Annotated in this window: 19 protein-coding genes, 1 tRNA gene and 1 other RNA gene; 4 read left to right on the top strand and 17 right to left on the bottom strand. The window is 62.4% G+C overall.

The window, feature by feature from the left end; translation table 11 throughout:
- Nucleotides 1-54 precede the first annotated feature (54 nt).
- The gene (locus tag AC1Q61_RS21685) at nucleotides 55-2589 is read left to right on the top strand and encodes an AMP-binding protein (protein WP_042924494.1); all 2535 of its coding nucleotides are present in this window, start codon (nucleotides 55-57) and stop codon (nucleotides 2587-2589) included.
- Between the two features lie 10 nt (nucleotides 2590-2599).
- On the opposite strand, the gene AC1Q61_RS21680 is transcribed toward AC1Q61_RS21685, so the two are convergent.
- The 14 genes from AC1Q61_RS21680 to AC1Q61_RS21615 all read right to left on the bottom strand — a co-directional run bounded on the left by AC1Q61_RS21680 (nucleotide 2600) and on the right by AC1Q61_RS21615 (nucleotide 15102).
- On the bottom strand, nucleotides 2600-3643 hold the full coding sequence (locus tag AC1Q61_RS21680; protein WP_307807258.1) for an NAD(P)/FAD-dependent oxidoreductase: 1044 nt from the start codon (nucleotides 3641-3643) through the stop codon (nucleotides 2600-2602).
- Nucleotides 3644-3768: 125 nt separating this feature from the next.
- Nucleotides 3769-3841: transfer RNA gene (locus tag AC1Q61_RS21675), tRNA-Ala, on the bottom strand.
- Between the two features lie 145 nt (nucleotides 3842-3986).
- Entirely contained in the window at nucleotides 3987-4730 is a 744-nt protein-coding gene (locus AC1Q61_RS21670; protein ID WP_492651044.1) for a DsbA family protein, read from the bottom strand.
- A 42-nt stretch (nucleotides 4731-4772) separates the two neighbouring features.
- Entirely contained in the window at nucleotides 4773-5261 is a 489-nt protein-coding gene (locus AC1Q61_RS21665) for a MauE/DoxX family redox-associated membrane protein (RefSeq protein ID WP_003942318.1), read from the bottom strand.
- Between the two features lie 25 nt (nucleotides 5262-5286).
- Nucleotides 5287-6540 (bottom strand): MFS transporter, encoded by a 1254-nt coding sequence (locus tag AC1Q61_RS21660; RefSeq protein ID WP_030534968.1) that lies wholly within the window; start codon nucleotides 6538-6540, stop codon nucleotides 5287-5289.
- 42 nt (nucleotides 6541-6582) lie between these two features.
- On the bottom strand, nucleotides 6583-8220 hold the full coding sequence (pgm, locus tag AC1Q61_RS21655; protein WP_042924497.1) for a phosphoglucomutase (alpha-D-glucose-1,6-bisphosphate-dependent): 1638 nt from the start codon (nucleotides 8218-8220) through the stop codon (nucleotides 6583-6585).
- 97 nt (nucleotides 8221-8317) lie between these two features.
- Nucleotides 8318-8662, bottom strand: a complete 345-nt coding sequence (gene crcB, locus AC1Q61_RS21650) for a fluoride efflux transporter CrcB (protein WP_003942344.1) — start codon at nucleotides 8660-8662, stop codon at nucleotides 8318-8320.
- Entirely contained in the window at nucleotides 8659-9036 is a 378-nt protein-coding gene (locus AC1Q61_RS21645; protein ID WP_007731302.1) for a fluoride efflux transporter FluC, read from the bottom strand. The genes crcB and AC1Q61_RS21645 overlap by 4 nt, the downstream gene beginning before the upstream one ends.
- Before the next feature lie 23 nt (nucleotides 9037-9059).
- Complete coding sequence (locus AC1Q61_RS21640; protein WP_037130102.1) at nucleotides 9060-9863, bottom strand: DUF1295 domain-containing protein; 804 nt, start codon at nucleotides 9861-9863, stop codon at nucleotides 9060-9062.
- Nucleotides 9860-11176 (bottom strand): SAM-dependent methyltransferase, encoded by a 1317-nt coding sequence (locus AC1Q61_RS21635; RefSeq protein ID WP_051649691.1) that lies wholly within the window; start codon nucleotides 11174-11176, stop codon nucleotides 9860-9862. Before AC1Q61_RS21635 ends, AC1Q61_RS21640 begins: the two co-directional genes overlap by 4 nt.
- Nucleotides 11173-12462 (bottom strand): SAM-dependent methyltransferase, encoded by a 1290-nt coding sequence (locus tag AC1Q61_RS21630; RefSeq protein WP_215515834.1) that lies wholly within the window; start codon nucleotides 12460-12462, stop codon nucleotides 11173-11175. The genes AC1Q61_RS21635 and AC1Q61_RS21630 overlap by 4 nt, the downstream gene beginning before the upstream one ends.
- Entirely contained in the window at nucleotides 12459-13202 is a 744-nt protein-coding gene (locus AC1Q61_RS21625) for a DUF1365 domain-containing protein (protein ID WP_042450068.1), read from the bottom strand. The genes AC1Q61_RS21630 and AC1Q61_RS21625 overlap by 4 nt, the downstream gene beginning before the upstream one ends.
- Nucleotides 13193-14473, bottom strand: a complete 1281-nt coding sequence (locus tag AC1Q61_RS21620; protein WP_042924499.1) for an NAD(P)/FAD-dependent oxidoreductase — start codon at nucleotides 14471-14473, stop codon at nucleotides 13193-13195. The genes AC1Q61_RS21625 and AC1Q61_RS21620 overlap by 10 nt, the downstream gene beginning before the upstream one ends.
- A complete protein-coding gene (locus AC1Q61_RS21615) occupies nucleotides 14470-15102 on the bottom strand; it encodes a dienelactone hydrolase family protein (RefSeq protein ID WP_209921023.1) in 633 nt (210 codons plus the stop codon). The genes AC1Q61_RS21620 and AC1Q61_RS21615 overlap by 4 nt, the downstream gene beginning before the upstream one ends.
- Nucleotides 15103-15155: 53 nt before the next feature.
- Between AC1Q61_RS21615 and AC1Q61_RS21610 the strand changes: the two genes are divergently transcribed.
- The 3 genes from AC1Q61_RS21610 to AC1Q61_RS21600 all read left to right on the top strand — a co-directional run bounded on the left by AC1Q61_RS21610 (nucleotide 15156) and on the right by AC1Q61_RS21600 (nucleotide 18465).
- Nucleotides 15156-15971: a GNAT family N-acetyltransferase gene (locus tag AC1Q61_RS21610; protein ID WP_128638017.1), complete on the top strand. Its 816-nt coding sequence runs from the start codon at nucleotides 15156-15158 to the stop codon at nucleotides 15969-15971.
- 110 nt (nucleotides 15972-16081) lie between these two features.
- On the top strand, nucleotides 16082-17383 hold the full coding sequence (locus AC1Q61_RS21605; RefSeq protein WP_042924502.1) for an HNH endonuclease signature motif containing protein: 1302 nt from the start codon (nucleotides 16082-16084) through the stop codon (nucleotides 17381-17383).
- Nucleotides 17384-17484: 101 nt separating this feature from the next.
- Complete coding sequence (locus AC1Q61_RS21600) at nucleotides 17485-18465, top strand: alkaline phosphatase family protein (protein ID WP_003942284.1); 981 nt, start codon at nucleotides 17485-17487, stop codon at nucleotides 18463-18465.
- A 114-nt stretch (nucleotides 18466-18579) separates the two neighbouring features.
- On the opposite strand, the gene ssrA is transcribed toward AC1Q61_RS21600, so the two are convergent.
- From ssrA to AC1Q61_RS21585, 3 genes are all read right to left on the bottom strand, one after another.
- Nucleotides 18580-18950, bottom strand: a transfer-messenger RNA (tmRNA) gene (gene ssrA / locus AC1Q61_RS21595).
- Nucleotides 18951-19016: 66 nt separating this feature from the next.
- Complete coding sequence (locus tag AC1Q61_RS21590) at nucleotides 19017-20591, bottom strand: SDR family oxidoreductase (RefSeq protein ID WP_161120862.1); 1575 nt, start codon at nucleotides 20589-20591, stop codon at nucleotides 19017-19019.
- Between the two features lie 20 nt (nucleotides 20592-20611).
- Nucleotides 20612-21559 (bottom strand): NAD(P)/FAD-dependent oxidoreductase, encoded by a 948-nt coding sequence (locus tag AC1Q61_RS21585; RefSeq protein WP_042924655.1) that lies wholly within the window; start codon nucleotides 21557-21559, stop codon nucleotides 20612-20614.
- Nucleotides 21560-21601: the final 42 nt, after the last annotated feature.

Raw genomic sequence — 21601 nt, 5'->3', positions numbered from 1 at the left:
AACCTTATGTAGTCTTTGCTAAAAGATAGCTGAAAGTCGGACGGAGCTACTGTGATGAAGGTTGTCGACTTAGGTCTAGAACGCACTCGCTATGCAGTCATCGACGAGACGATCGAGTCGAGGTGGCGCCGAGTCACCTCTATGCAGCACGACGCCGTTGCCGTCGTGACTCCGCGCGACCGGATCACTTTCGCCGAACTCGAACTCCGGACCGACGCATTGGTCCGCGAACTTCGCCTACGTGGGTCACACGGGGCACGCCCGGTTGCGGTCGATCTCGAACCAACGGCCGAGTCGGTGCCCGCCATCCTCGCCACTCTGATTTCCGGTCGGCCCTTGGTCATGATCGACCCACAACTCCCCGAGGCCCGCCGAGCGCACATCATGAGCACCTCGGGTGCAGTCCCGCTGCAGTCGATACTCGACGAGTCTGCTGCGACGGGCTTCAGATTCGACAGCGCGTTGGAACCATCGAGTTCCGACCCTGCAATGATCGCGTTCACGTCAGGCACCAGCGGGGCACCCAAGGGAGTCGTGTTGAGCCACTCCATGTGCCTGAACAAGGCCGACGAACTCGCCGCAGCAATCGACCTGCGACCCGACGATCACATCGGGAACCTGTTGCCCGTCAGTTTCGGAGCCGGAATCACGGCCCTGATCATGGGGCTTATGAACGGAGTCACGGTCTACTGCTGGGATCCACGTATCGACGGCGTCTCGGGAATCGACGACTGGCTGATCGAGAATTCGATCACGACCACGCACTGTGCGCCGTCCTTTCTGCGGGCGTGGTCGGATCTCGATTGCGATGCAGCAAATGATGATTCGATCGGTTCCCTACGCGTCGTCGTAACGTACGGGGAAGCAGTTCACGGCGAGGACTACGCGCGCCATCGCAGTCACGGCTTCGCTCGCGTCACGTACGTCAACTGGCTGGCCACCACCGAGACCGGTGTCGTCGCGTACAACGCGTTCCCACCACATTCCGAACTACCCGTCGGAGTGGTACCGGCCGGACGTGCTCGCGACGGCAAGGACGTACAGATCGTCGATGTGAACGGCGTGCCTCTCCCCGACGGAGAGATCGGAGAGATTCAGGTTGTCTCCAGTGATCTTGCCGACGGATACCACGGCGACCCGGATCGAACTGCAACACGATTCACGCGCCTGGCCGACGGAGTGAGCATCTACCGGACCGGTGACCGGGGCCGCATCGACGAACGCGGAGAACTGCAACTGCGGGGACGCGTCGACGACGCCGTCAAGATTCGGGGCTACCTGGTGGAACCGATGGAAGTCGAGGCGCATATTCGTCGAATTCCCGGCGTCGCCGATGTTTTCGTGGCCGTCGTCCTCGAGAACGATCGACCGGAGATCGTCGCCTACGTGGTCCTGACCAACACCGTGATGGCACGGTCGGGCGCCGAGATGCGGCGCGAACTGGCGACATATCTGCCGGCCTGGATGCTCCCCCGACATTTTCTTCTGATGCCGGCGTTGCCCCGCAACGAAAGAGGAAAGGTCGATCGAACAGCGCTGCCCTCCGTCGAGGTGCGGTCCACTCCACCGGCTCTCGCCGGGCCCGCCGAATTGTGGTTGTCCTCGATCTGGGAGTCGATTCTCGGCATCGACTCCATCGACCGTGAGGACGACTTCTTCGAACTCGGCGGCGACTCGCTTGCTTCAACCGAAGTGGTGGCAAAGATTCACGACATGTTCCGGATCCGGATCACGGCGGCGGAGTTCGCGGCCGCCAGTACCGTCAAAGACCTTGCAGCGCTGGTGGATCGGCGCAGAATCGATCCCGATGATCGCGTCTGTCACAACACGATGGTTCCGCTGAAGCTCGAAGGGTCCGGGCGACCGCTGTTCATCATGAACGGAGCGGGGTGCCCATCGACGACGCTGTCCGCCTTGTCGAAAGCGCTGCACACCGATCGGCCGGTTTACGCACTTCAGCCACATGGCTTCGAATCTCGCGGACTACCCGACCGGTCGGTGAAAGCAAGCGCCCGCCGTTTCATTTTCGAAATCAAGAAGATTCAGCCCACCGGGCCATACCTCCTCGCCGGATACTCGTACGGCGGCTACGTGGCGCTGGAAATGGCGACACAGCTGTCCGAGTCAGGTGACACTGTCGAACACGTCACCGTTCTCGACACCAGAATCTCCACCGAGGCTGCCGCACGACTGGCTGGTCGAGCGGGCATCACTTTGGATCCGTCGATCGTCGACCTTGCACCACAACCATCCACCAATGCCCGCTGGAAGCCGACCAGACGCACCGTCGCGGCCATGTGGATCCGCACGCTGTTCGCCGGCATTCTGCAGTACCCGCCGGCCACCCAGTGGACCGTGTTCCTCTACATAGGAGGCCAGGCGCTCCGGAAGCATCGGATACGAGCATGCGCCGCGCCCGTCACCGTGATCCGTGGGGCCACCAACAACCGTGGACGCGAGATCTGGTCACTCATTGCCACGGGCTCACTGGATTTCGACGACGTCGACGCGTGCCACGAAGACGTCGTCCGCCAACCGTACGTCCGCAAGACTGCGGCGATCATCGATCGAGTCTGTGATCGAGCGTGACCAGCGCTCCTCATGTCCAGCTGTAGAAGAAAGAGCGGCGCGGAGTGAGGGCCCAGTCGGTCGTCGACGAACACACTCGTTCCTTGACGAACGCACCCGCCCTGCCTGCGACGAACATGCCCGTTGCGTTGTCGACACGAGTGGTCCGCTGGAACACACCTCGCCGCCTCCCGAGACTGATGCACCGGCCTGCGAACTTCGGAGCCACCGGGCGCGGCGCGGAACCTTCGAGTCGATGCAGGATCGTCTCGGCCGCATGGACTCCCAAGGGAATCGCGGCCTGACAACTCATCCTCAGTAAAAGATCACCGACTGCGACCGCATCACCCGCACCGACGGTGTTGGGGTGGGACGAGCATTCGAGTCGGTCGTCGACCTTCAGACGACCGAGACCGTCGACGGGAAGGCCACTTCGGCGCGCCAGATCGGGGACCCCGAATTCTGTCGCGAGAATCGTGCAATCTGCCTCCACCCGTGCGCCTCCCGCAAGCTCGCAGGACGAACCGTCGATCCGCGTCACCCGGGATTCGGTGACGATGTCGACCCCAAGATCGGTCAATGTTCTGAGAATTGCAGATCGCGCACGCTCTGACAGATCCGGGGCCACGATTCCTCCGGTCACCAAAGTGATTCGGCTGCTTCGCTGCTCAGCCAATTCTGCGGCAGTCTCGATTCCGGTGAGACCGCCGCCGACAACGCAGACCGTAGCCTTCCCGTCGAGTGTCGCCATTCTGGATTCGAGGCGAACCGCGTCCTCGAACTCGGAGACGCTGAACCCGTGCTCCGCCGCCCCGCCGATAGTGCTGGGTAACTGCCCACTTCCGACTGCGTAGACCAGATAGTCGTAGTCGAGCACACTGCCGTCGTCGAGGGTAAGCCTGCCGAGCCCCGCCTCGATCGTCGTCACCTCTCCGAAGACTCGGTGTGCCGCACGCGGTAGCGCCCTGTCGAACGAGACCGTCGCGTCGTAGCCAGCCGCGATCATCTGATGGAGCCGCTTCGCTGCCATGGCGCCCGCATATCCTGCACTGATCACCACCACGTGTGCGCGCACGATTCCCCATTCCGCCGCTGGTCTCCGTACCGAGATGCACGGGCCGATCAGGCCTCACAGCGGACAGTATTGCGCACGAAAACAACAAATGCTCTGCACCGATTGGTGCAGAGCATTTGTTCGGGTGGAGCTAAGGGGACTCGAACCCCTGACCCCCACACTGCCAGTGTGGTGCGCTACCAGCTGCGCCATAGCCCCGTATTCAGTTCGCTCTAACAGTCGAACTCGCAGCGGCTGTTCTGCTTTCCGCTTGCTGGAAGAAAGTTACACCACTTGACTCGTGGGCAACAAATCGCCTGGTCAGAGCGAAGCGGCCGCTCCTTGTCGAAGCGGCCGCTCCAGCTCAAGAGGAGAGCTTGGAAACCCAGTCGCTGCTGCCTGTGTCAACGATCTTGCCGTTCGCCACAACCGTGGGCGTCCCGTTCGACCCGACATCCTTGAGCGCCTGGCTGGCGGCTGCGGCATTGGCCGCGGCGGCTTCGACGTTGGTACCGGAAGAGATGCAGGTTGCCACGTCCTCGGATGCGCCCGCATCACGAGCGATCTGGGCGAGGTCGTCGTTGGTGTGGTCGCTGCTGCCGCCCTCGGCCGGCTGCGTGTCGGTCGCGAAAAGCTTGTTGTGGAATGCGGAGTACGCGATCGCGTCGCCGCCCTGAGCAACGCACAGGAGCGCAGCGCCGGCCCGTGTGGAGTAGTCACCGCTGCCCGACGCCTGGTTGAGGAAGTTCAGCATGTGGTATCGCACGGCGACGTCACCGTTGTCGACAGCGGCCGCGAGAGCCTGGCCACTGAGGTGTTCGAGAGCGGCACAGGCGGGGCACAGCGGATCCTCGAAGAGATCAATGGTTGTCGCGGCGGAGGGCTTGCCGAGCAGCACCACTCCGTTGTCCTGCACCGTGACGGCAACTTCGGAACTCTGCACGGAGCCGTAGCCGTCGTTCTGGGGCTTGTTCTTGCTGTTCGTCCACAAGACACCGCCGATGACGAGGGCCGCGATCACGAGCACCGCGAGGCCACCGATGATGTAGGTGGAGCGGCTCGAGACCGGTTCCGGCGAGTATTTGTTCTTGCTGCTCTTGGTGCTCACGCTGATGCAGTCCTTCGTGCGTCGAAACGATTTACCGATTGCTTACCTTGCCACTGAAGACTGAGTATCCACTGAGAACGCCGCGCGTGATCCGGGCCCCAATGCGAGTGGCGAACGCGGGAACACGAGCAGCCAGACGGCAAGTGCCAAGAAGCCCAGGTCGCGGAGAATCTCCTTCGAATAGTCCCAAGCGCCGACGTCGGCTGCACCTCCGCCGCCGAAACATCCGCAGTCGATGGACAATCCCCTGGCCCACACCGAAATGATCACCGCAATGAGAACCGTGAGGATGACCACCGAGACTGCAGCGGATGCTCGCACCGCCAACCCGACGAGGATCAGCAGGCCCAGGACTATTTCGACCAGGGGAAGAGCCGTCGCCACCGGACCCACCAGTGACTCGGGCAATAGTTGATAGGCGCGCACCGCGATCTTCGTCTGAACGGGATCAAAGAACTTGAGTCCCCCGGAAATCAGCCAGACGGCCGCCAAACCCAATCGGGCCACAAGACTCACGATGCGAATTGCCACCCGATCGAGAGTACAGAATGCCCGGTCAGTCCAGGTTTGTCCGCGCAGGAGTATCCGTTAGCACCGTCACATCAGTCAGATCTTCTACAACGGATTCGACAGGCTTCGTTCGCGACGGGACGAACAGCCACCCCGTCGCCGACACGACAACGACGGCTCCCATCACTGCGAAGGCCGCCGAGTACGAAACATGTTGGGCGATCAGCCCGGCACAAATCGGCGCCACTACCCCACCGATGTCGGACATCATCTGGAATACCGCCAGAACGGGTCCGCCTCGGGCCGTCGATCCGACAACATCGGCAACCGCGGCCTGCTGGGCCGGACTCATGAGCCCGGAGCCGACACCAGTCACTGCGGCGATGGCGAAGAACACCACGAGGTTGTCGGTGAATCCCATTGCGATGGTTCCCAGACCACAGATGAGCAGACCGCTCACGACAAAGGGCTTGCGTCCGAAGCGGTCGGAGAGTCGTCCGGAGACGATCAACACCAACGCATTGCCGACGGCGAAGATCGTCAGGGCGTAGGCCGCAATCGAGGGGTCTCGGCCGAGGAACTCGACGACGAACAGGGGAACCATGGCAACGCGAACTCCGAAGATCACGCCGCCGAAGGCGAGATTCGATCCGAGCGCTGCCCGGTACACCGGAGACTGGAGGCCTTCTGTGAGAGTCATCGACTTCACATCGACAGCCTTGTCCGGTGACGCCAAATGAGATCCACGCAGGCTCACGAAGACAACGAGCGCGGCGATCACCAACGCAATTGCGTAGATGATGAACGGCATCCGCAGACCGAACTGCAACAGCGCTCCGCCGACCAGCGGGCCGCCGATCGATCCCATGAGAAAGCTTGTCGCGTACAGACCCGACACGCGGCCGCGACTGTCCGGCGGTGACATGCGAATGATCAGCCCGAGGGCCGACACCGTGAACATGGTCGACCCGATGCCGCCCAACGACCGGAACAGCAGAAGTTGCCAGTACTCCCCCGCGAAAGCGCACGCACCGGTCGAGACCGCGACGATGAGAAGGCCGACGATGTAGACCGGCCGCTCACCGAGTTTCTGTACCAAAGTGCCGCTCATCGGCGCGAACACCAACCGCATGAAAGCGAAAGACGAGATCACGATCGTGGCGGCGGTGACCGATACGTCGAAGCTGCGCGCGAACTGAGGTAGTGCCGGGGCGACCAACCCGAATCCGAGGGCGATGACGAAGCTGGCGGCGACCAGTACCCAAATTTCCTGTGGCAGCTTGGCTGCACGAGTTTTCATGTCGCCCGGAATTCTAGCCGGGCGACATGAGCGGTCCGCGGGCTAGTTCGCCTTCAAGACGCTGGACACCAAGTCCTTGGCCGCTGCCTGAACCTGAGCCAGATGATCGGCGCCCTTCATCGACTCGGCATAGATCTTGTACACGTCCTCCGTGCCGGACGGCCTCGCTGCAAACCACGCGTTCTCCGTCGTCACCTTGAGACCACCGATCGCCGCGCCGTTTCCGGGCGCGGCAGTCAGTGTCGCGGTGATCGGTTCACCCGCCAACTCGGTCGCACTCACCTGGTCGGGAGACAGTTTTGCCAAGACTGCCTTCTGTGCGCGCGTCGCGGGCGCATCGATACGTGCGTACGCCGGGCTCCCGAACTTCTCGGCCAACGCGGCGTAGTGCGCTGACGGAGACTTTCCCGTCACCGCGGTGATTTCCGACGCGAGCAACGCAAGGATGATGCCGTCCTTGTCCGTCGTCCAGACGGAACCGTCGTGTCGGAGGAAGGACGCGCCGGCGCTTTCCTCGCCGCCGAATCCCACGGACCCGTCGAGCAATCCTGGAACGAACCACTTGAACCCGACCGGAACCTCGAGCAATTCGCGGCCCAGGCTGCTCACGACACGGTCGATCATCGAGGAACTCACGAGTGTCTTGCCGACCTTGGTATCTGCGCCCCAACCTGGCCGGTTCGCGAACAGGTACTCGATGGCAACGGCGAGATAGTGATTCGGGTTCATCAAACCGCCGTCGGGAGTGACGATGCCGTGGCGGTCGGAGTCCGCATCGTTTCCGGTCGCGATGTCGTACCGATCCCGAATCCCGATCAGCGACGCCATCGCGTCGGGCGACGAGCAGTCCATGCGGATCTTGCCGTCCGTATCGAGCGTCATGAACCGCCAGGTCGGATCGACGAGAGGATTCACCACTTCGAGGTCGAGTCGGTGAGTTTCGGCAATCGCGCCCCAGTAGTCGACGCTTGCCCCGCCGAGGGGGTCTGCACCGATCGTGATTCCGGCATCGCGGATCGCGTCGAGGTTGAGGACACTGGGGAGGTCTTCGACGTAGTAGCGGAGGAAGTCGTAGCGTTCGACGCGGTCCAGCGCTTGTGCCGCCGTCACACGCCGTACCCCGGAAAGCCCCTTGCGCAGTAGCTCGTTCGCTCGATCGGCGATAACCGACGTCGCATCCGTGTCCGCGGGCCCGCCGTGCGGCGGGTTGTATTTGAAGCCACCGTCACGAGGCGGATTGTGTGACGGTGTCACGACGATGCCGTCGGCTTTGGCCTCCGGACCCGTCGAGTTGTATCGCAAGATCGCGTGACTGACAGCCGGGGTGGGAGTGTAGGCGTCGCGTGAATCGACGAGGACGACGACGTCGTTGGCGACCAGGACCTCCAAGGCCGACAGCCAGGCAGGCTCCGAGAGCGCATGTGTGTCCCGGCCGATGAACAGCGGGCCGTCGATTCCCTGCGAAGCGCGGTACTCGACGATCGCCTGGGTTGTCGCCAGGATATGAGCTTCGTTGAACGCCGAGTCGAGACTGGAACCGCGATGTCCTGAAGTGCCGAAAAGTACCTGCTGCATCGGGTTCTCGGGATCCGGAGTGCGCGTGTAATACGCGGTGACCAGATGAGGAACATTGATCAGATCCTCTGGCAGAGCCACTTGTCCTGCTCGTTCGTGCGCCACGAATCCCCCTCGGCCCGGTGGTCGACCACTGTGTCGACGCGACTGTGGACAATTGTCTACCCTGGCCGCGTGGCGTGCACGCTCGGCGCCGGATCCGTCAATCCGTGATCTGGATTCCCAACCACGCAGCGGACAGTCCCACGATCAGACTGAGGACGATGTAGATCAGAGAAAGCGCCGTCTGGCGCCTCTCGATCATCCCGACGTTCTCGGTCGCGAAGGTCGAATAGGTGGACAAGCCGCCGCAGAAGCCGGTCGCCAGAAGTGCGGCCATCTCGGTGGAAAGAGCTGCCCCGGTGAACAATCCAAGGAGGAAGCAGCCGATCACGTTCGCGGCGAACGTCGCAGCCGGAAATCCCTTGTACGCGGGCACATACCGCGCCAACAGGTACCGGCCACTCGCACCAGCGCCGCCGCCGAGCGCCACCAGGAGAACTGTCATGCCGACGCTCCGTCCCGCGCGCGGATCCAGCGTTCACCGAGCCCTTTGCCCAGTGCTGCAGCGAGGATCGCGGGAATCAACGTCCCGAGAACATAGAGAATCGATCGCCACGGACTCTCCGTCACGGCGTGAACCGCGAAGGACGAGAAGGTGGTGAAGCCGCCGCAGAAGCCCGTGCCGAGAAAGAGGTACCCAACCTTGTTGTGCACGAGCAGGGCCGCGAGAACACCGAGAACGAACGAGCCGACGACGTTGATGACCAGAGTCGTCCAGATGTGGGGAAAGAGCTCCCCCAGACCGTAGCGGCTGAGCGCGCCCAACCCTCCGCCGACGGCAACCGCGCATACCGCAGCCGGCAGTTTCAGATCACCCATGCTCTGGCCTCACCCGAAAGAGCCTACGTCCCAGAGCGGGCTTTCGGCGGGCGAGGAATGAAGTAACTTGTCCGCTGCTGATACTCGCGATAGCCCGGACGCTGTTCCATGTGTCGCTCGAGCAACCGCGCTCCGGTGGCGAAGACCAGGAAGTACGTCATGGCGATCGGTGAGAGGACGGTCAACACCCCCGGCCACACGGACGCCGAGACGAGGAAGATCCCCCACCAGACACACGCGTCGCCGAAATAGTTGGGATGCCGCGTCCATGCCCACAAACCTTGATCCATGATGTGGCCACGGCTGCCCGGATCGGATTTGAACTCCTCCATCTGTCGGTCGCCGACCGTCTCGAACGTGACGCCGACAATCCACAGCGCGATTCCGAGTACGACAAGAAGTCCGAAGCTGCCGTTCGACACTGCTGCGACCTGGATCGGCAGGGAGACGAACCACAACGAAATCCCCTGCGTGAGATAGATCTTGCGGATCGCATACAGCGTTCGATTACCCGTCGCTCGTCCGAGCATTTCTTCGTACCGCGGGTCTTCACCTTTGCCACGCGATCGAATCGCCATGTGCGTCGCCAACCGCAGACCCCAGATCGCCACGAGCGCAAGCATCAGCAACCGGCGCCAGAGGTCGCCGGTTCCCACTATCGCGGACACGAGCGCGATCAGAACGAAGCCGGCGCCCCACGACACGTCGACAACGTTGTGGCGCCCGATCCGTACACCGATCGTGGCTGTCACCGCCATTCCGACGGCGATCGCCAGCAGACTCGTGAGTGTGACCACTCCGAACGCGCCCCAGTCGAATCCGTTCATCGCCGCGACACCCACTGCGGCCGTACCGGTTCCATACCCGATCGACCATCACCGTGCGGCCGGACCGAGAGAATCTGATCGACGCCCATCCTGCCGTCCCGAAATGCCATTCCTCCGCCGACGAGGTAGAGACGCCACACCCGGGCGACTTCGACACCTACGAGTTCCACGACGCGATCCCAGTTCGATTCGAAGGTCTCGATCCACGCGTCGACGGTCCGCACGTAGTGCTCACGCAGGGCGTGGACGTCCCGCACTTCGAGTCCACCTTCCTCGATCATCGCAACAGTGCGACCGACGGGCCGCATGTACATGTCCGGCGCGATGAACGACTCGATGAACGGACCTCCCCCGGGGTGCGGGCCAGTGCGGGACATCTGCTGAATCAGCACTCGGCCACCGGCAATAACATTGTCGTGGAGCGCTTTCACGTAGGTCGGATAGTTGTCCTCACCGACATGCTCACCCATCTCGATGGAAGCGACCGCATCGAAGGGACCGTCTGGAATCTCTCGATAATCTTGGAGGCGAATCTCGACCCAGTCTTCCAAACCGAGCGCGCGGACCTTCGCGTCGACAAAAGCCTTCTGCTCCGCCGAGATCGTGATTCCGACAACCCTGGCGCCGTACTCCCGCGCTGCATGCAGGCTGAGCGAGCCCCAACCACAGCCGACATCGAGAAACCGCAAGCCTCGCGCTCGATCGAGACCGACCTTGCGGCACACCAGGTCCAGCTTGTCTGTCTGTGAGTCTTCGAGCGTGTAGTCCGGTGCATCGGAAGTCCAATAGCCCGAGGAGTACGCCATGTTCTCATCGAGGATCAATTGGTAGAAATCGTTCGACAAATCGTAGTGGTGCCCGATCGCCTCGCGGTCGCGGGCGAGGCTGTGCAGGCGCCCCTTCACCTGAGCCTGCGACGCCGGCGGAGCCAAAGGTCTCCCGAAAGCACCGAAGGATCGCGCAGCCTTGACCGCGGCCAAGACGAGCGACGGTGTCGGGGTAATCGACCCGAGCCCCCGCTCGGCAGACACCTTCCACACGTGTGTGAGTGCGTCGCCTAGATCGCCCTCGACGTCGAGTTCACCGAGAACATACGCCTGCGCAGCCCCCAACTCGCCGGGATTCCAGAGCAAGCGTCGCAAAACGTTCGGGCTGTAAAGCGTCACCTTCGGAGCATCTTCCGGACCTGCTGTGCTGCCGTCCCATGCAGTCAACCGCACCGGAAGTTCGCCGCCGACAAGTGGACTGAGGATGTCCGAGAGACGACCCGCAACGCCGGTACCTTGTGTCGTTCGATCCATTGTGGCAGTCATCGCTGGTTCCTCCGATCGAGAACAATTTGCTGGACGTCGAGATACCCCGACCGAAACCCCGCCTCGGAGTAGCAGAGATAGAAATGCCACATGCGCGCGAACACTGCGTCGAACCCGAGCGCGGACGCCTCGTCGGTGCGAGCGCTGAATCGCTCGTCCCACAGTCGCAACGTCTGCGCGTAGTGATCGCCCATCGACATCCGCTCACGCACCCGCAGGGTTGTCATGCGCTCGGTGACGTCCTCGATCGCCCGCACCGACGGGAGAAATCCGCCGGGGAAGATGTACTTGTGCACCCAGGTGTAGGTGTTGCGGGTCGCGAGCATTCGATCGTGCGGCATCGTGATGGCTTGGACCGCCGCGCGCCCACCCGGCGCCAGCAGGGCGTCGATCGTCTGGAAGTAGCTTCCCCAGTACTGGTGGCCGACGGCCTCGATCATCTCGACCGACACAACGGCGTCGTACTCCCCCTGTACCTGCCGATAGTCGAGAAGGTCGACCTGAACGCGATCTGCCAGTCCCGCAGCGCTTATCCGCTTCGCTGCCAATTCCTGCTGTTCGACCGAAAGTGTCACCGAGCGCACGGTCGCTCCCCGTTGGGCAGCTCGGATCGCCAATTCTCCCCAGCCTGTGCCGATTTCGAGCACTCGCGAACCGGGTCCGACACCTGCGCCATCCAGCAGTCGATCGATCTTCCGATGCTGCGCCGCTGCGAACACGTCCCACGACGGGGTCGCTCCTACCGACAGATCCTCGAAGAGAGCACTGGAATACGTCATGGTGTCGTCGAGGAACAGTTCGAACATCTCGTTCGAGAGGTCGTAGTGCCGGGAGATGTTCGAGCGCGTGTTCTGCGTCGAATTCCGCTCACTGCGAGGCTGCTTCGGAATGTAGAGGCCTCGTAGCCGCTGCAGGAAGTCGGGAATGAGCGTCGCCACGCGGGAGGCGAAGACTTCCAGGACCGCAGTGAGGTCGGATGCTTCCCAATCGCCCGCCATGTACGACTCCCCGAATCCGATCAAACCACTGTCACCCACACGAGCAGCGAAGTCGTCTGGGCGGTGAATGACCATCAACGGCGAATCGGGGCTACCGCCACCGGAGAACTCACCGTTGGGCATCTGGACGCGCAGCGGCAAACGTGCGACCGCCTTGTGGAACAGGGCGCGGGCAACCGGTGATGCAACCCGCACTTTGAGCCCACTCGGCACGGTGGCGACGCCCGGCCACCGCTCGGTTTCGATCGCGTGAGCGGAAGGTTCGGTGCCGAGAGTGGTTGTGGTCATTGCACTGCCTCCTGCGGGTGATGTTGCGGTCGGGGAACGATGGGTAAGCGCCTGGCCCACAGCCGGATTCCTTGAAATCGGATCTGCGCGGCGACTCGGAGCGGAGCCAGCGGGATGGCGAGCGCACTGCGCACGATCTCGCGCGTCGTCGCCGGCACACAACGACCGGACACCGTGGCCACGAAGGGCGCCTTGCCGTCACGGGCCAGAACTATCGAGAGCGCGAGCGCGGTGTCGGGTAGCGGAAGTCGCATCCGGTACTCGCCGTCCAGATCGTTGAACGGAGATACGTAGAACTCTTTGGACGTGCGAACCGCGCCACGTTCGTCGGTTTCGAGCAGGTAGCAGTGCCGCTCGCCGTAGGTGTTGTGAACCTCGGCAACGACGCACCGCTGACTGCCGTCGTCGTTCAGACACCAGAACACACTCAGCGGGTTGAACACATGGCCGAACACACGCGCGTTCGCAAGCATGAGGATGCGACCGCCGGCGAACTCCAATCCGTTGGTTGCCAGAAAAGTCTCGACGTTGGCACGAATCGATCGAGTGGGGTCGCCGAGGTGATCCCCGGCGTCGAACTTCGCCAAGGGCCGCAAAGCCTTCGGAAGCTCGGGCAAATCGTCGACGTCGACGAGCCAACTGTAGCTTCGGTACTCGAACTCGTTGTGCAACGGCTCCGTTCGAACGTGCCGAATGCTCGTATGAACGATGGACGGCGTGATGGGTGCGGTCACGGCCACCGACCTCCGACGCGTTCGGCGGCGCGCAGGCCAGAGAGTGCACCGTCCTCGTGGAAGCCCCATCCGTGGTACGCACCGGCAAACGCGAGCACGTCCGAGTCCAACTCGGGAAGCCGCGCTTGAGCGGCGACGGAGGTGGGTGTGTACTGCGGATGCTCGTAGGTCATCTGATCGATCACCGAGTCCGGGGACACCATTTCGCCTCCCCCCAAGGTCACCAGGTAGCGCCGGCCGGTCTCCGGGAGCCGCTGCAACCTCGTCATGTCGTAGCTGACCAGAACGTGATCCGGCTTCGCGTTGCATTCAGGGATGTAGTAGTTCCACGACGCGCGCGCATTGGTGTTGCCGGGCAGCACATTCTCGTCGGTGTGAAGCTGGGTGTGGTTGACGGAGTACGGCATTGCGCCGAGGACCTGGGATTCGACAGGCGTCGGATCCGCCAAAATCTTCAGCGCTTGCTGCGGATGCGTTGCGACCACGGCTGCGTCGAAGGTCTGGATCTGGTCGTCGCCGTCACGAATGTCGACGCGATCATCGAACCGGTGGATTGCGCGCACCGGCGTGTTGAGGCGGATATCCCCGATACTTTTGGCGACGAGACGAACGTATTCGCCCGATCCACCGGTGACTGTTCGCCAGGTGGGCGATCCAGTGACGCTCAGCATTCCGTGGTGATCGAGGAACGAGAACAGGTACCGCGCGGGATATTTCAGGGCCGAGCCGGGATCACACGACCAGACTGCCGACACGAGCGGAGTCATGAAATGAGCGGTGAAGTAGTCGGAGAACCGGCCGCTGCGCAGAAACACTCCCAGCGTCTGGTCAGGTGCCGACGGATCCGTGTTGTCGAGCAATGCGCGGGCACGGCGATGGAAGCGCTTGACCTCCATCAACATCGACAGAAAACTGCCGTTCACCAGCAGCCCCGGCGTCGGGAGAACGCCGCGCAACCCTTGGCCTCCCGAGTACTCGAGCCCGCACCCCCCACACCTGACCGACATGCTCATATCGGATTCCTGCGTAGGCACATCGAGTTCTGCGAACAATCGCAACAATGTCGGATAGGTGCGATCGTTGTGGACGATGAACCCCGTGTCGATGGCGAGGCTTCGCCCTTCCGGGTCGGTCACCGAATGGGTGTCCGCGTGCCCGCCGAGCCGTGAATCCGCTTCGTAGAGGGTGACGTCACTGTCCTTACTGAGCACCCACGCCGCTGTCAGACCTGCGACACCACTACCGACGACGGCCACCTTGCGCTTGTCGGAACTCATCGTCGTTCTCCCATCTTTGTTGCGGCTACCCCGCGACTCATTCCTGCGATTGCATCCGCGACGAGGCGATGCCAAGTCGCCGCCCGACGGAGCATGAAGTGGCCTGCGCCGTCGATGCCGATCCATTCAGCGCTCTTACCCGACGCCTGCAGTTCGTCGACCTTTCGCCGCGACACCTCCGGATCGGTCCAGGAGTCAGCCGTGCCGTGAAGGACTGACAGTGGTGTGTCCGAACGCAGATTCACCGACGTTCCATCGGGCCACCACGGCGCCAGCGCGACCACACCGACCACCGCCGGATCGCCACATAGTTCGGCGGCGACCCGTCCGCCCATCGAGTGCCCCAGCAGGATCACCTGAGCTTGTGAATTACGTTTCGTTATCGCGTCGAGTGCGGCGCGGGCGTCGGCGACCGGACTGCGCTCGGCACCGTTCCAACCTCGAACTCGATAGCGAGCCTGCACCGCTTTGACACGGGAGAGGCGAAGCTGAGCGGTGAACGGGCACATCCGAAGGTTGGACAGATGCCAGGCGCGAGCCGGGCGATGGCTCGATACCTTTCCTCCAGGCAGCACTAGCACCACCAGGTGCTGGTCACCGTCCTGCTGTTGCCGTCGGTTGGGCGTCATACACGGTATTCGGAGCCGAAAACCATTTGGATGGGGTTCGTAGAATTTCTTTTGTGAATCGTGAAGCACTCGTCGGCGATGTCCTCGACGCCATGGACGCCAACTTGGTATCCCATGCCTGCCACCTGCATGAACACTTGCCGACGGGATCGGTCTCTGCAGATGTTGTCGTCGCAGACAGCGGCCTCACCGACGACACTTTCAACATCATCGCTGGTGCGCGCTTCGCTGTACCTGCTGCTGAAGGCCCGGAAGAAGACCGACGACTACTCGACGTACTCGCGTGGCTTCGAGCAACCGGTCGTCCGTTCTCCTGGTGGACAGGTCCGCGCGACAAGCCCTCTGACCTCGGCGCTCGCTTGTCAGCCGTCGGCTGCGTGCGCTCCGAGGAAGAAAGAGCGATGACGGCAGACTTGAACGTCGTCCCACGCCCAACGCCTGTCTCAGAACTGTGCGTTCAGCGAGTGACGACTCGTTCGCAGCTCGCCGACTACGCCGCCGTGATGGCCGCCAATTGGTCGCCGCCCTCAACCGCAGTAATACGTTTCTTCGAAGACACCGCCGATGACATCCTCGATGAGCGCTCGCGGAGTTCGTTTGTCGTGGGATACGCGAACTCCCAGCCTGTCGCCGGAGCCGAGGTCCATTTTGCCGCCGACGTCGCCGGACTGTATGGGGTCGTCACACTCGAAACGGCGCGCCGACGCGGATTCGGCTCGGCGGTCACCCTTGCCGCACTCGACATCGCCCGCGAGCGAGGTGCCCGAACCGCTGTACTTCAGGCGTCCAGCGACGGCGCACAGCTCTATCGAAACGTCGGCTTCGAGGATGTCGGTACCTACGCCGAGTACTCGATCGGCAGCGGTTAGACGTCCCCGCGGGGACGCTTTCCGTCCTCATCCACGGATGTGTGTCGGTACTGGCATCTATTATCGAACGTACATTCGAAACATTGTCGGACACGCGCCGGGGGGCAACGATGAACGCAGCACTGACCGATACCGCAGAACTGACCGATACCGCAGCACTGATCAATGAAGAAACGCAGGGTTCCACCCGAAGCGACGTAGAGCAACTCGGCTCCGAAATCTGCGCTCTCGCCGGCCAGATCGCGGCGGCCACGGCTCGATTCCTCACCCTCCTGTCGAAGTTCGACGAAGACCGCGGCTGGGCCGGCCCTGGACTGCATTCATGCGCCCACTGGCTGTCGTGGAAATGTGGAATGAGCCTGCACACCGGCAGGGAATATGTTCGCGTCGCCAAAGCGCTCCGCCCTTTGCCCGAGATGCGGAAGGCTTTCGAGCAAGGCCGGCTGTCCTACTCGAAGGTTCGCGCACTCACCCGGGTCACCACGCCGTCAAACGAAAAGCAGATGGTTCGGTTCGGATGCGAGGCGCCCGCAGCCCAGATCGATCGTCTCGCCGCAGGTCTGCGTAAAGCAACCGACAATGAATCTGGCAAAAGCAAAGCGCCCGAACATCTTCAGGTCCGCTGGCATTGGGACTCGGATACGGGCGAGTTTGTCATCAAAGGACGCCTGCCCGCGCAGGACGGCGCCCGAATCCTCGCAGCATTGGCGGCGGCGGAACGTGAACGCACCCGAACCGCTGCCATCCGCCCTGTCGACGAGAAGGCCACAAAGAACCCGGCCGGAAATATCGGACCAGGACTCGTCGCGATGGCAGAGCTCGCCACCGCCGCAGTCACAGACCGCACGTCCAAGGCCGCCGCGAACGAAGTTGTGTTCTTCCACGAAGCGAACACCGTCCGTGTACCGAGTGGACCCGCACTCCCCCAAAGTGCCGCCGAGGAAGTGCTCTGCAACGCGAAACTTCGCCTGGGAACGACAAAGGAGGGATGCGTTTTGAATCTGGGCCGAAGGACCCGCGTCGTCAGCGCCAAACAAATGCTGGCATTGAATTACCGCGACGGATGTTGCCGCACACCGGGTTGCGGGCGGACTCGCTTCTTACACGCACATCACGTGAAATTCTGGGGACGCGGCGGAAATACGGACTTGGACAATCTGATCATGCTGTGCGGCACCTGCCACCGCGCGCTGCATGACGGCCAGTTCACGATCACTGCTCTCGGCGAGCAGAAGTTCGAGTTCCTTTACGCCAATGGTGACGTCATCGACCCAGCACCACCGACCGAGGGATTCGCTGATGGCCTACTGCGCGGAGACATACCCGACGACGCGATCATCCCAAGATGGGACGGCGAGCCCCTTCACCTCGATCACGCGGTCAGCGTCATCCTCGACGGTTGGGCCGCCTGAGGAAACATTGGTCTAGTCCAATCTGAACCTGCCGTGAACAACAGGACAACCCTCACATCCAGGTAGTGCAATTGGTCTAGTCCTATCGCAAGATGCTTAGCGTGACCAAGAAAATCGCACGCACCTCAGCCGCCATCACACTCCTCCTCGCCGGCGCGGTAGCAGCCGGAACTGCAACCGCTGCAGCAATTCCCGGATCATCCGACCTCAATCCGTCGGCCGCCGAGAAGACAGTTGTCATCGGCCTCGACGGCACCATGCTCAGCCACATCAAGACCGCCGACGCTCCCCGTCTCCAGAAGCTGATCGCCGAAGGAACCAGCGGAGAATCTTCCATCCTCGGCCACACCACCATCTCCGGACCGTCGTGGTCGACCATCCTGACCGGAGTCTGGGATACCAAGCACGGAGTCAAGGACAACACGTACGCGGGCGCCCGCTTCGACCTCTACCCGAGCGTCTTCACCCGACTGGAAACAGCAAAGCCCTCCCTCCTCACCGAATCGATCTCCACCTGGGGCGGCATCGACAACATCGCCTCCAGTGGGACACCGAAAGCCGACGTTGTCGTCACCACGGCCGATGCAGGTTCCGGAGCGGCCACCGACGCTGCGACGGCAGACGCCGTCGCCCGCGACATCACAGACAAGGGACCTGACCTGATCTTCACCCAACTCGATCAGGTGGACGGCGCGGGACATAGCGGCGGCACCAACGGCGCTGCGTACGAAGAGTCGATCGCCTCGGTCGATGCTCAGGTGGGCAAGATTGTCGATGCCGTCGATCAGCGCGCAGCAAAGACCGGCGAGAAGTGGACTGTACTGGTCACTGCGGATCACGGGCACAAGCCCGCCGGTGGGCACGGCGGTCAGACACCCGCGGAAGCAACGACATTCGTCATAGCACGCGGCGCGGGATACGCGGCCGGTAAGAACACAGACTCGTACACGATCGCCGACATCACCCCGACAATCCTCAAGAGCCTGGGCGTTGCATTGCCTGCCGATCTGGACGGCAAGCCGCTGGCCAAGGAAGCTCCCGGCTTCGTCGGCTCGGTCGACCTGGGATTCTTCGGCTCCTGATCGCAAGAAGGCCCGGGCACACAGCAGAGTGCCGCAGCAAGACAGCAGCAAAAAGGCAGCAAAAAGGCAGCAAAAAGGTCGGGCCGGAGAGCGTGTGCTCTCCGGCCCGACCTGTTGTGGAGCTGCCGGGAATTGAACCCGGGTCCTACGTTGAATCGCTAGGGCTTCTCCGTGTGCAGTTCGCTAAGTCTCTACTTGGATCTCCCAGTCTCGCGAACAAGCCAGGATGACGATCCCAGTCACTGTTTGATGTCCCATTCGACTCCGTGACCGAGCCGAACAGTAAAGCCCTCTAGCTGATGCCAGGAACCGGGTCGAGGGCAACCCCGGGCTGACAGACACGCTTCGCTACTTAGGCAGCGAGAGCGTAGTCGCGCTGATTGGAATCGGCGCTTATAGGTTTGCAGCGACGCTTACGGTGGTCTCTTGCCTGCACCGACACGCTTCCCCTAACTCAACACACGCAGTCGAAACCGTTCAGCCCCGTGTGTGCCCCGCGTCTTTCGTGGGGCTATTCACTATAACGCGCCGAAGTTCGGAAGTCATACCAATTAATCGGCGGCACTTTCCGTGTCCTTCGGCCCAGCCGTTTCCTGCACTGCACCCGCTTCCTGCACTGCACCCGTTTCCTGCACCGCAGCCATCTCACGCTCGGCGGCACCGGTGATGTTGGTGATCATCCCCTGGAAGACGACTCCGTGGAAAGGCAGGATCGAATACCAGTACGCCCGACCCGCGAGCCCGCGAGGGAAGAAGACCGCGCGTTGATCGAGGTGGGAACCCACCGGCCGTCCGTCGGCACCGGCTGGGCCTTCTGATACTCGCAACTCCAACCATGCTCCGCCCGGGACCTTCATCTCGGCGCGCAATCGGAGCAACTTGCCTCGATCGATTTCTTCGACCCTCCAAAAGTCCAGGGCTTCGCCCGTGTTGAGCCGGCGTGGATCCCGCCTGCCCCGGCGCAGTCCGACACCACCGACCGCGCGGTCCATCCACCCCCGAATGGCCCACGCCAAAGGGAATGAATACCAACCGTTCTCGCCGCCGATCGACTCGACCACCGACCAGAGGGTTTTCGGATCCGCCGCGCAGTCACGTTCGCGATGATCGACGTAGACCGCTTCGCCGGCCCAATCCGGGTCGGATGGAAGAGGATCGGATGGAGCGCCCGCGATCGTTGCACCGGACCACGCCGTCTCCACCTCACCGGTGTCGATCTTTCGAAGTGCCAGTCGCACCGCTTCTCGATACGGCGTGAGGCCCTCGGCGGGAGGCGGGATGAAGCCGTCGATGTCGTGATTGTGCATCACCGCGTCGTTCTGCAGGGATTCGATCAGGGGCATCGCCAAACCTCGTGGGATCGGCGTGACCAATCCCACCCAGTGACCTGCCAGACGCGGGGTGAGGACGGGCAGGACGAGGATGCGTCGGCGTACCAATCCAGCGACGTCGGCGTAGGTGTTCATCATTTCGCCGTACTGCATGACATCCGGCCCACCGATGTCGAAGGCGCGGTTGACCTCCGGCGTCGTCGCCGCGGCTGCAATCAAATAGTGGAGTACGTCACGCACCGCGATCGGCTGAATGTTGTTGTGCACCCACTTGGGTGTGGTCATCACCGGAAGCCGATTGGTCAAGTGGCGCACCATTTCGAAGGACGCCGAACCCGATCCGATCACCACTCCAGCTTGGAACACAACCGTCGGAACCTCGGAGTCGAGCAGGATCCGACCGACTTCGAGCCGGGACTGCAAGTGAGTCGACAACTCTCGGTCGGAGGGATGAAGCCCGCCCAGGTAGACGATCCGTCGCACCCCCGCATCGCGGGCAGCGGCGGCGACGTTCTCCGCGCTTCGCTTGTCGATATCCGAGAACGACCCTCCCCCACCCATGGCGTGAACGAGGTAGTAGACCACGTCGATATCGTCGAAAACACCTGAGAGGGTGGCACTGTCGGTCAGATCTCCGCGCTTGATCTCCACGGAATCGTGCCAGGGAACATCGCGTAGTTTCTCCGGGCTGCGCACCACCACTCGAACTCGATGGCCCTCTTCGACCAGGCGAGGGGCAAGACGTCCGCCGATGTATCCGGTCGCACCCGTGATCAACACTCTCACTGCGTCCATCACCCCACGCTACGCACAATTCAACTGCGAAGCGCGAGTGCAACCCCGAGGTCGTCGTTGGTCAACATCATGTTGATCCCCGCTCCGGCCTTCGCCCCGGCGGCTGCGGCCATGATGACCTGGGCACCCGGGTCCACGACATTGCCCGCGGCGAACACGCCGGGCACGCTTGTGGCCCCCATCATGTCGACTGTGACGAAATCGCCCATCATCGTCTCGGCGCGCTGCGCACCGAATGCGCGCAAGATCGCATCGTTGGGGTCCATCGTGAGGGCGCCACCGACAAAGACCGCCGAACGCGCGACCACACTGCCGTCGGCCAACCGCACGCCCACCAACCGATCATCCTCGACGACGGGACCGGCAACCTCACCCTCGACGATCGAAATACCGCGAGCCGCAAGCTTTTCCCGATCTTCGGAACTCAGTTCGGTGATGCGATGAAGGAAGAGAACCACGTCATCGGACCACTGGCGAACCATGAGCGCCTGGTGCATCGCAAATTCCGCGCTCTTGGCGATCACGCCGAGCGGCTGATCACGCACGCCGTACCCGTGGCAGTACGGGCAGTGCAACACATCGCGGCCCCAACGCTCGCCGAAGACTTCGAGTTCTACCGGTAGGCGGTCCGTCAGACCCGTCGAAACAAGCACCTTGCGCACCTGAATCTTGCTGCCGCCAGCCAGTTCTACCGAGAATTTCTCGCCGTCCCGTGTCACGGAGACAACGGTGCCGTCATGGAACTCGCCGCCGAATTTGCGGACCTCACCTCGGCCGATGGTCAACAATTCTGCCGGGTTCATGCCGTCACGGGAGAGGAATCCGTTCATGTGGTCGGCGGCCGCGTTCCGTGGCGATCCGTTGTCGAAGACGATCACGGACCTGCGTGCCTGACCGAGAATGAGTGCGGCGTTGAGGCCTGCCGCACCGGCTCCGATTACTGCTACGTCGAATGAGTTCTGCGTCATGAATCCAGAATGACAAGAGAACGCAGTCTTGACAAACACTGT

The organism is Rhodococcus sp. MPR-R1B, from assembly GCF_058793255.1.
Note: the sequence above shows the minus strand (reverse complement) of the source record. Positions and strands in the feature narration are given on the sequence as shown.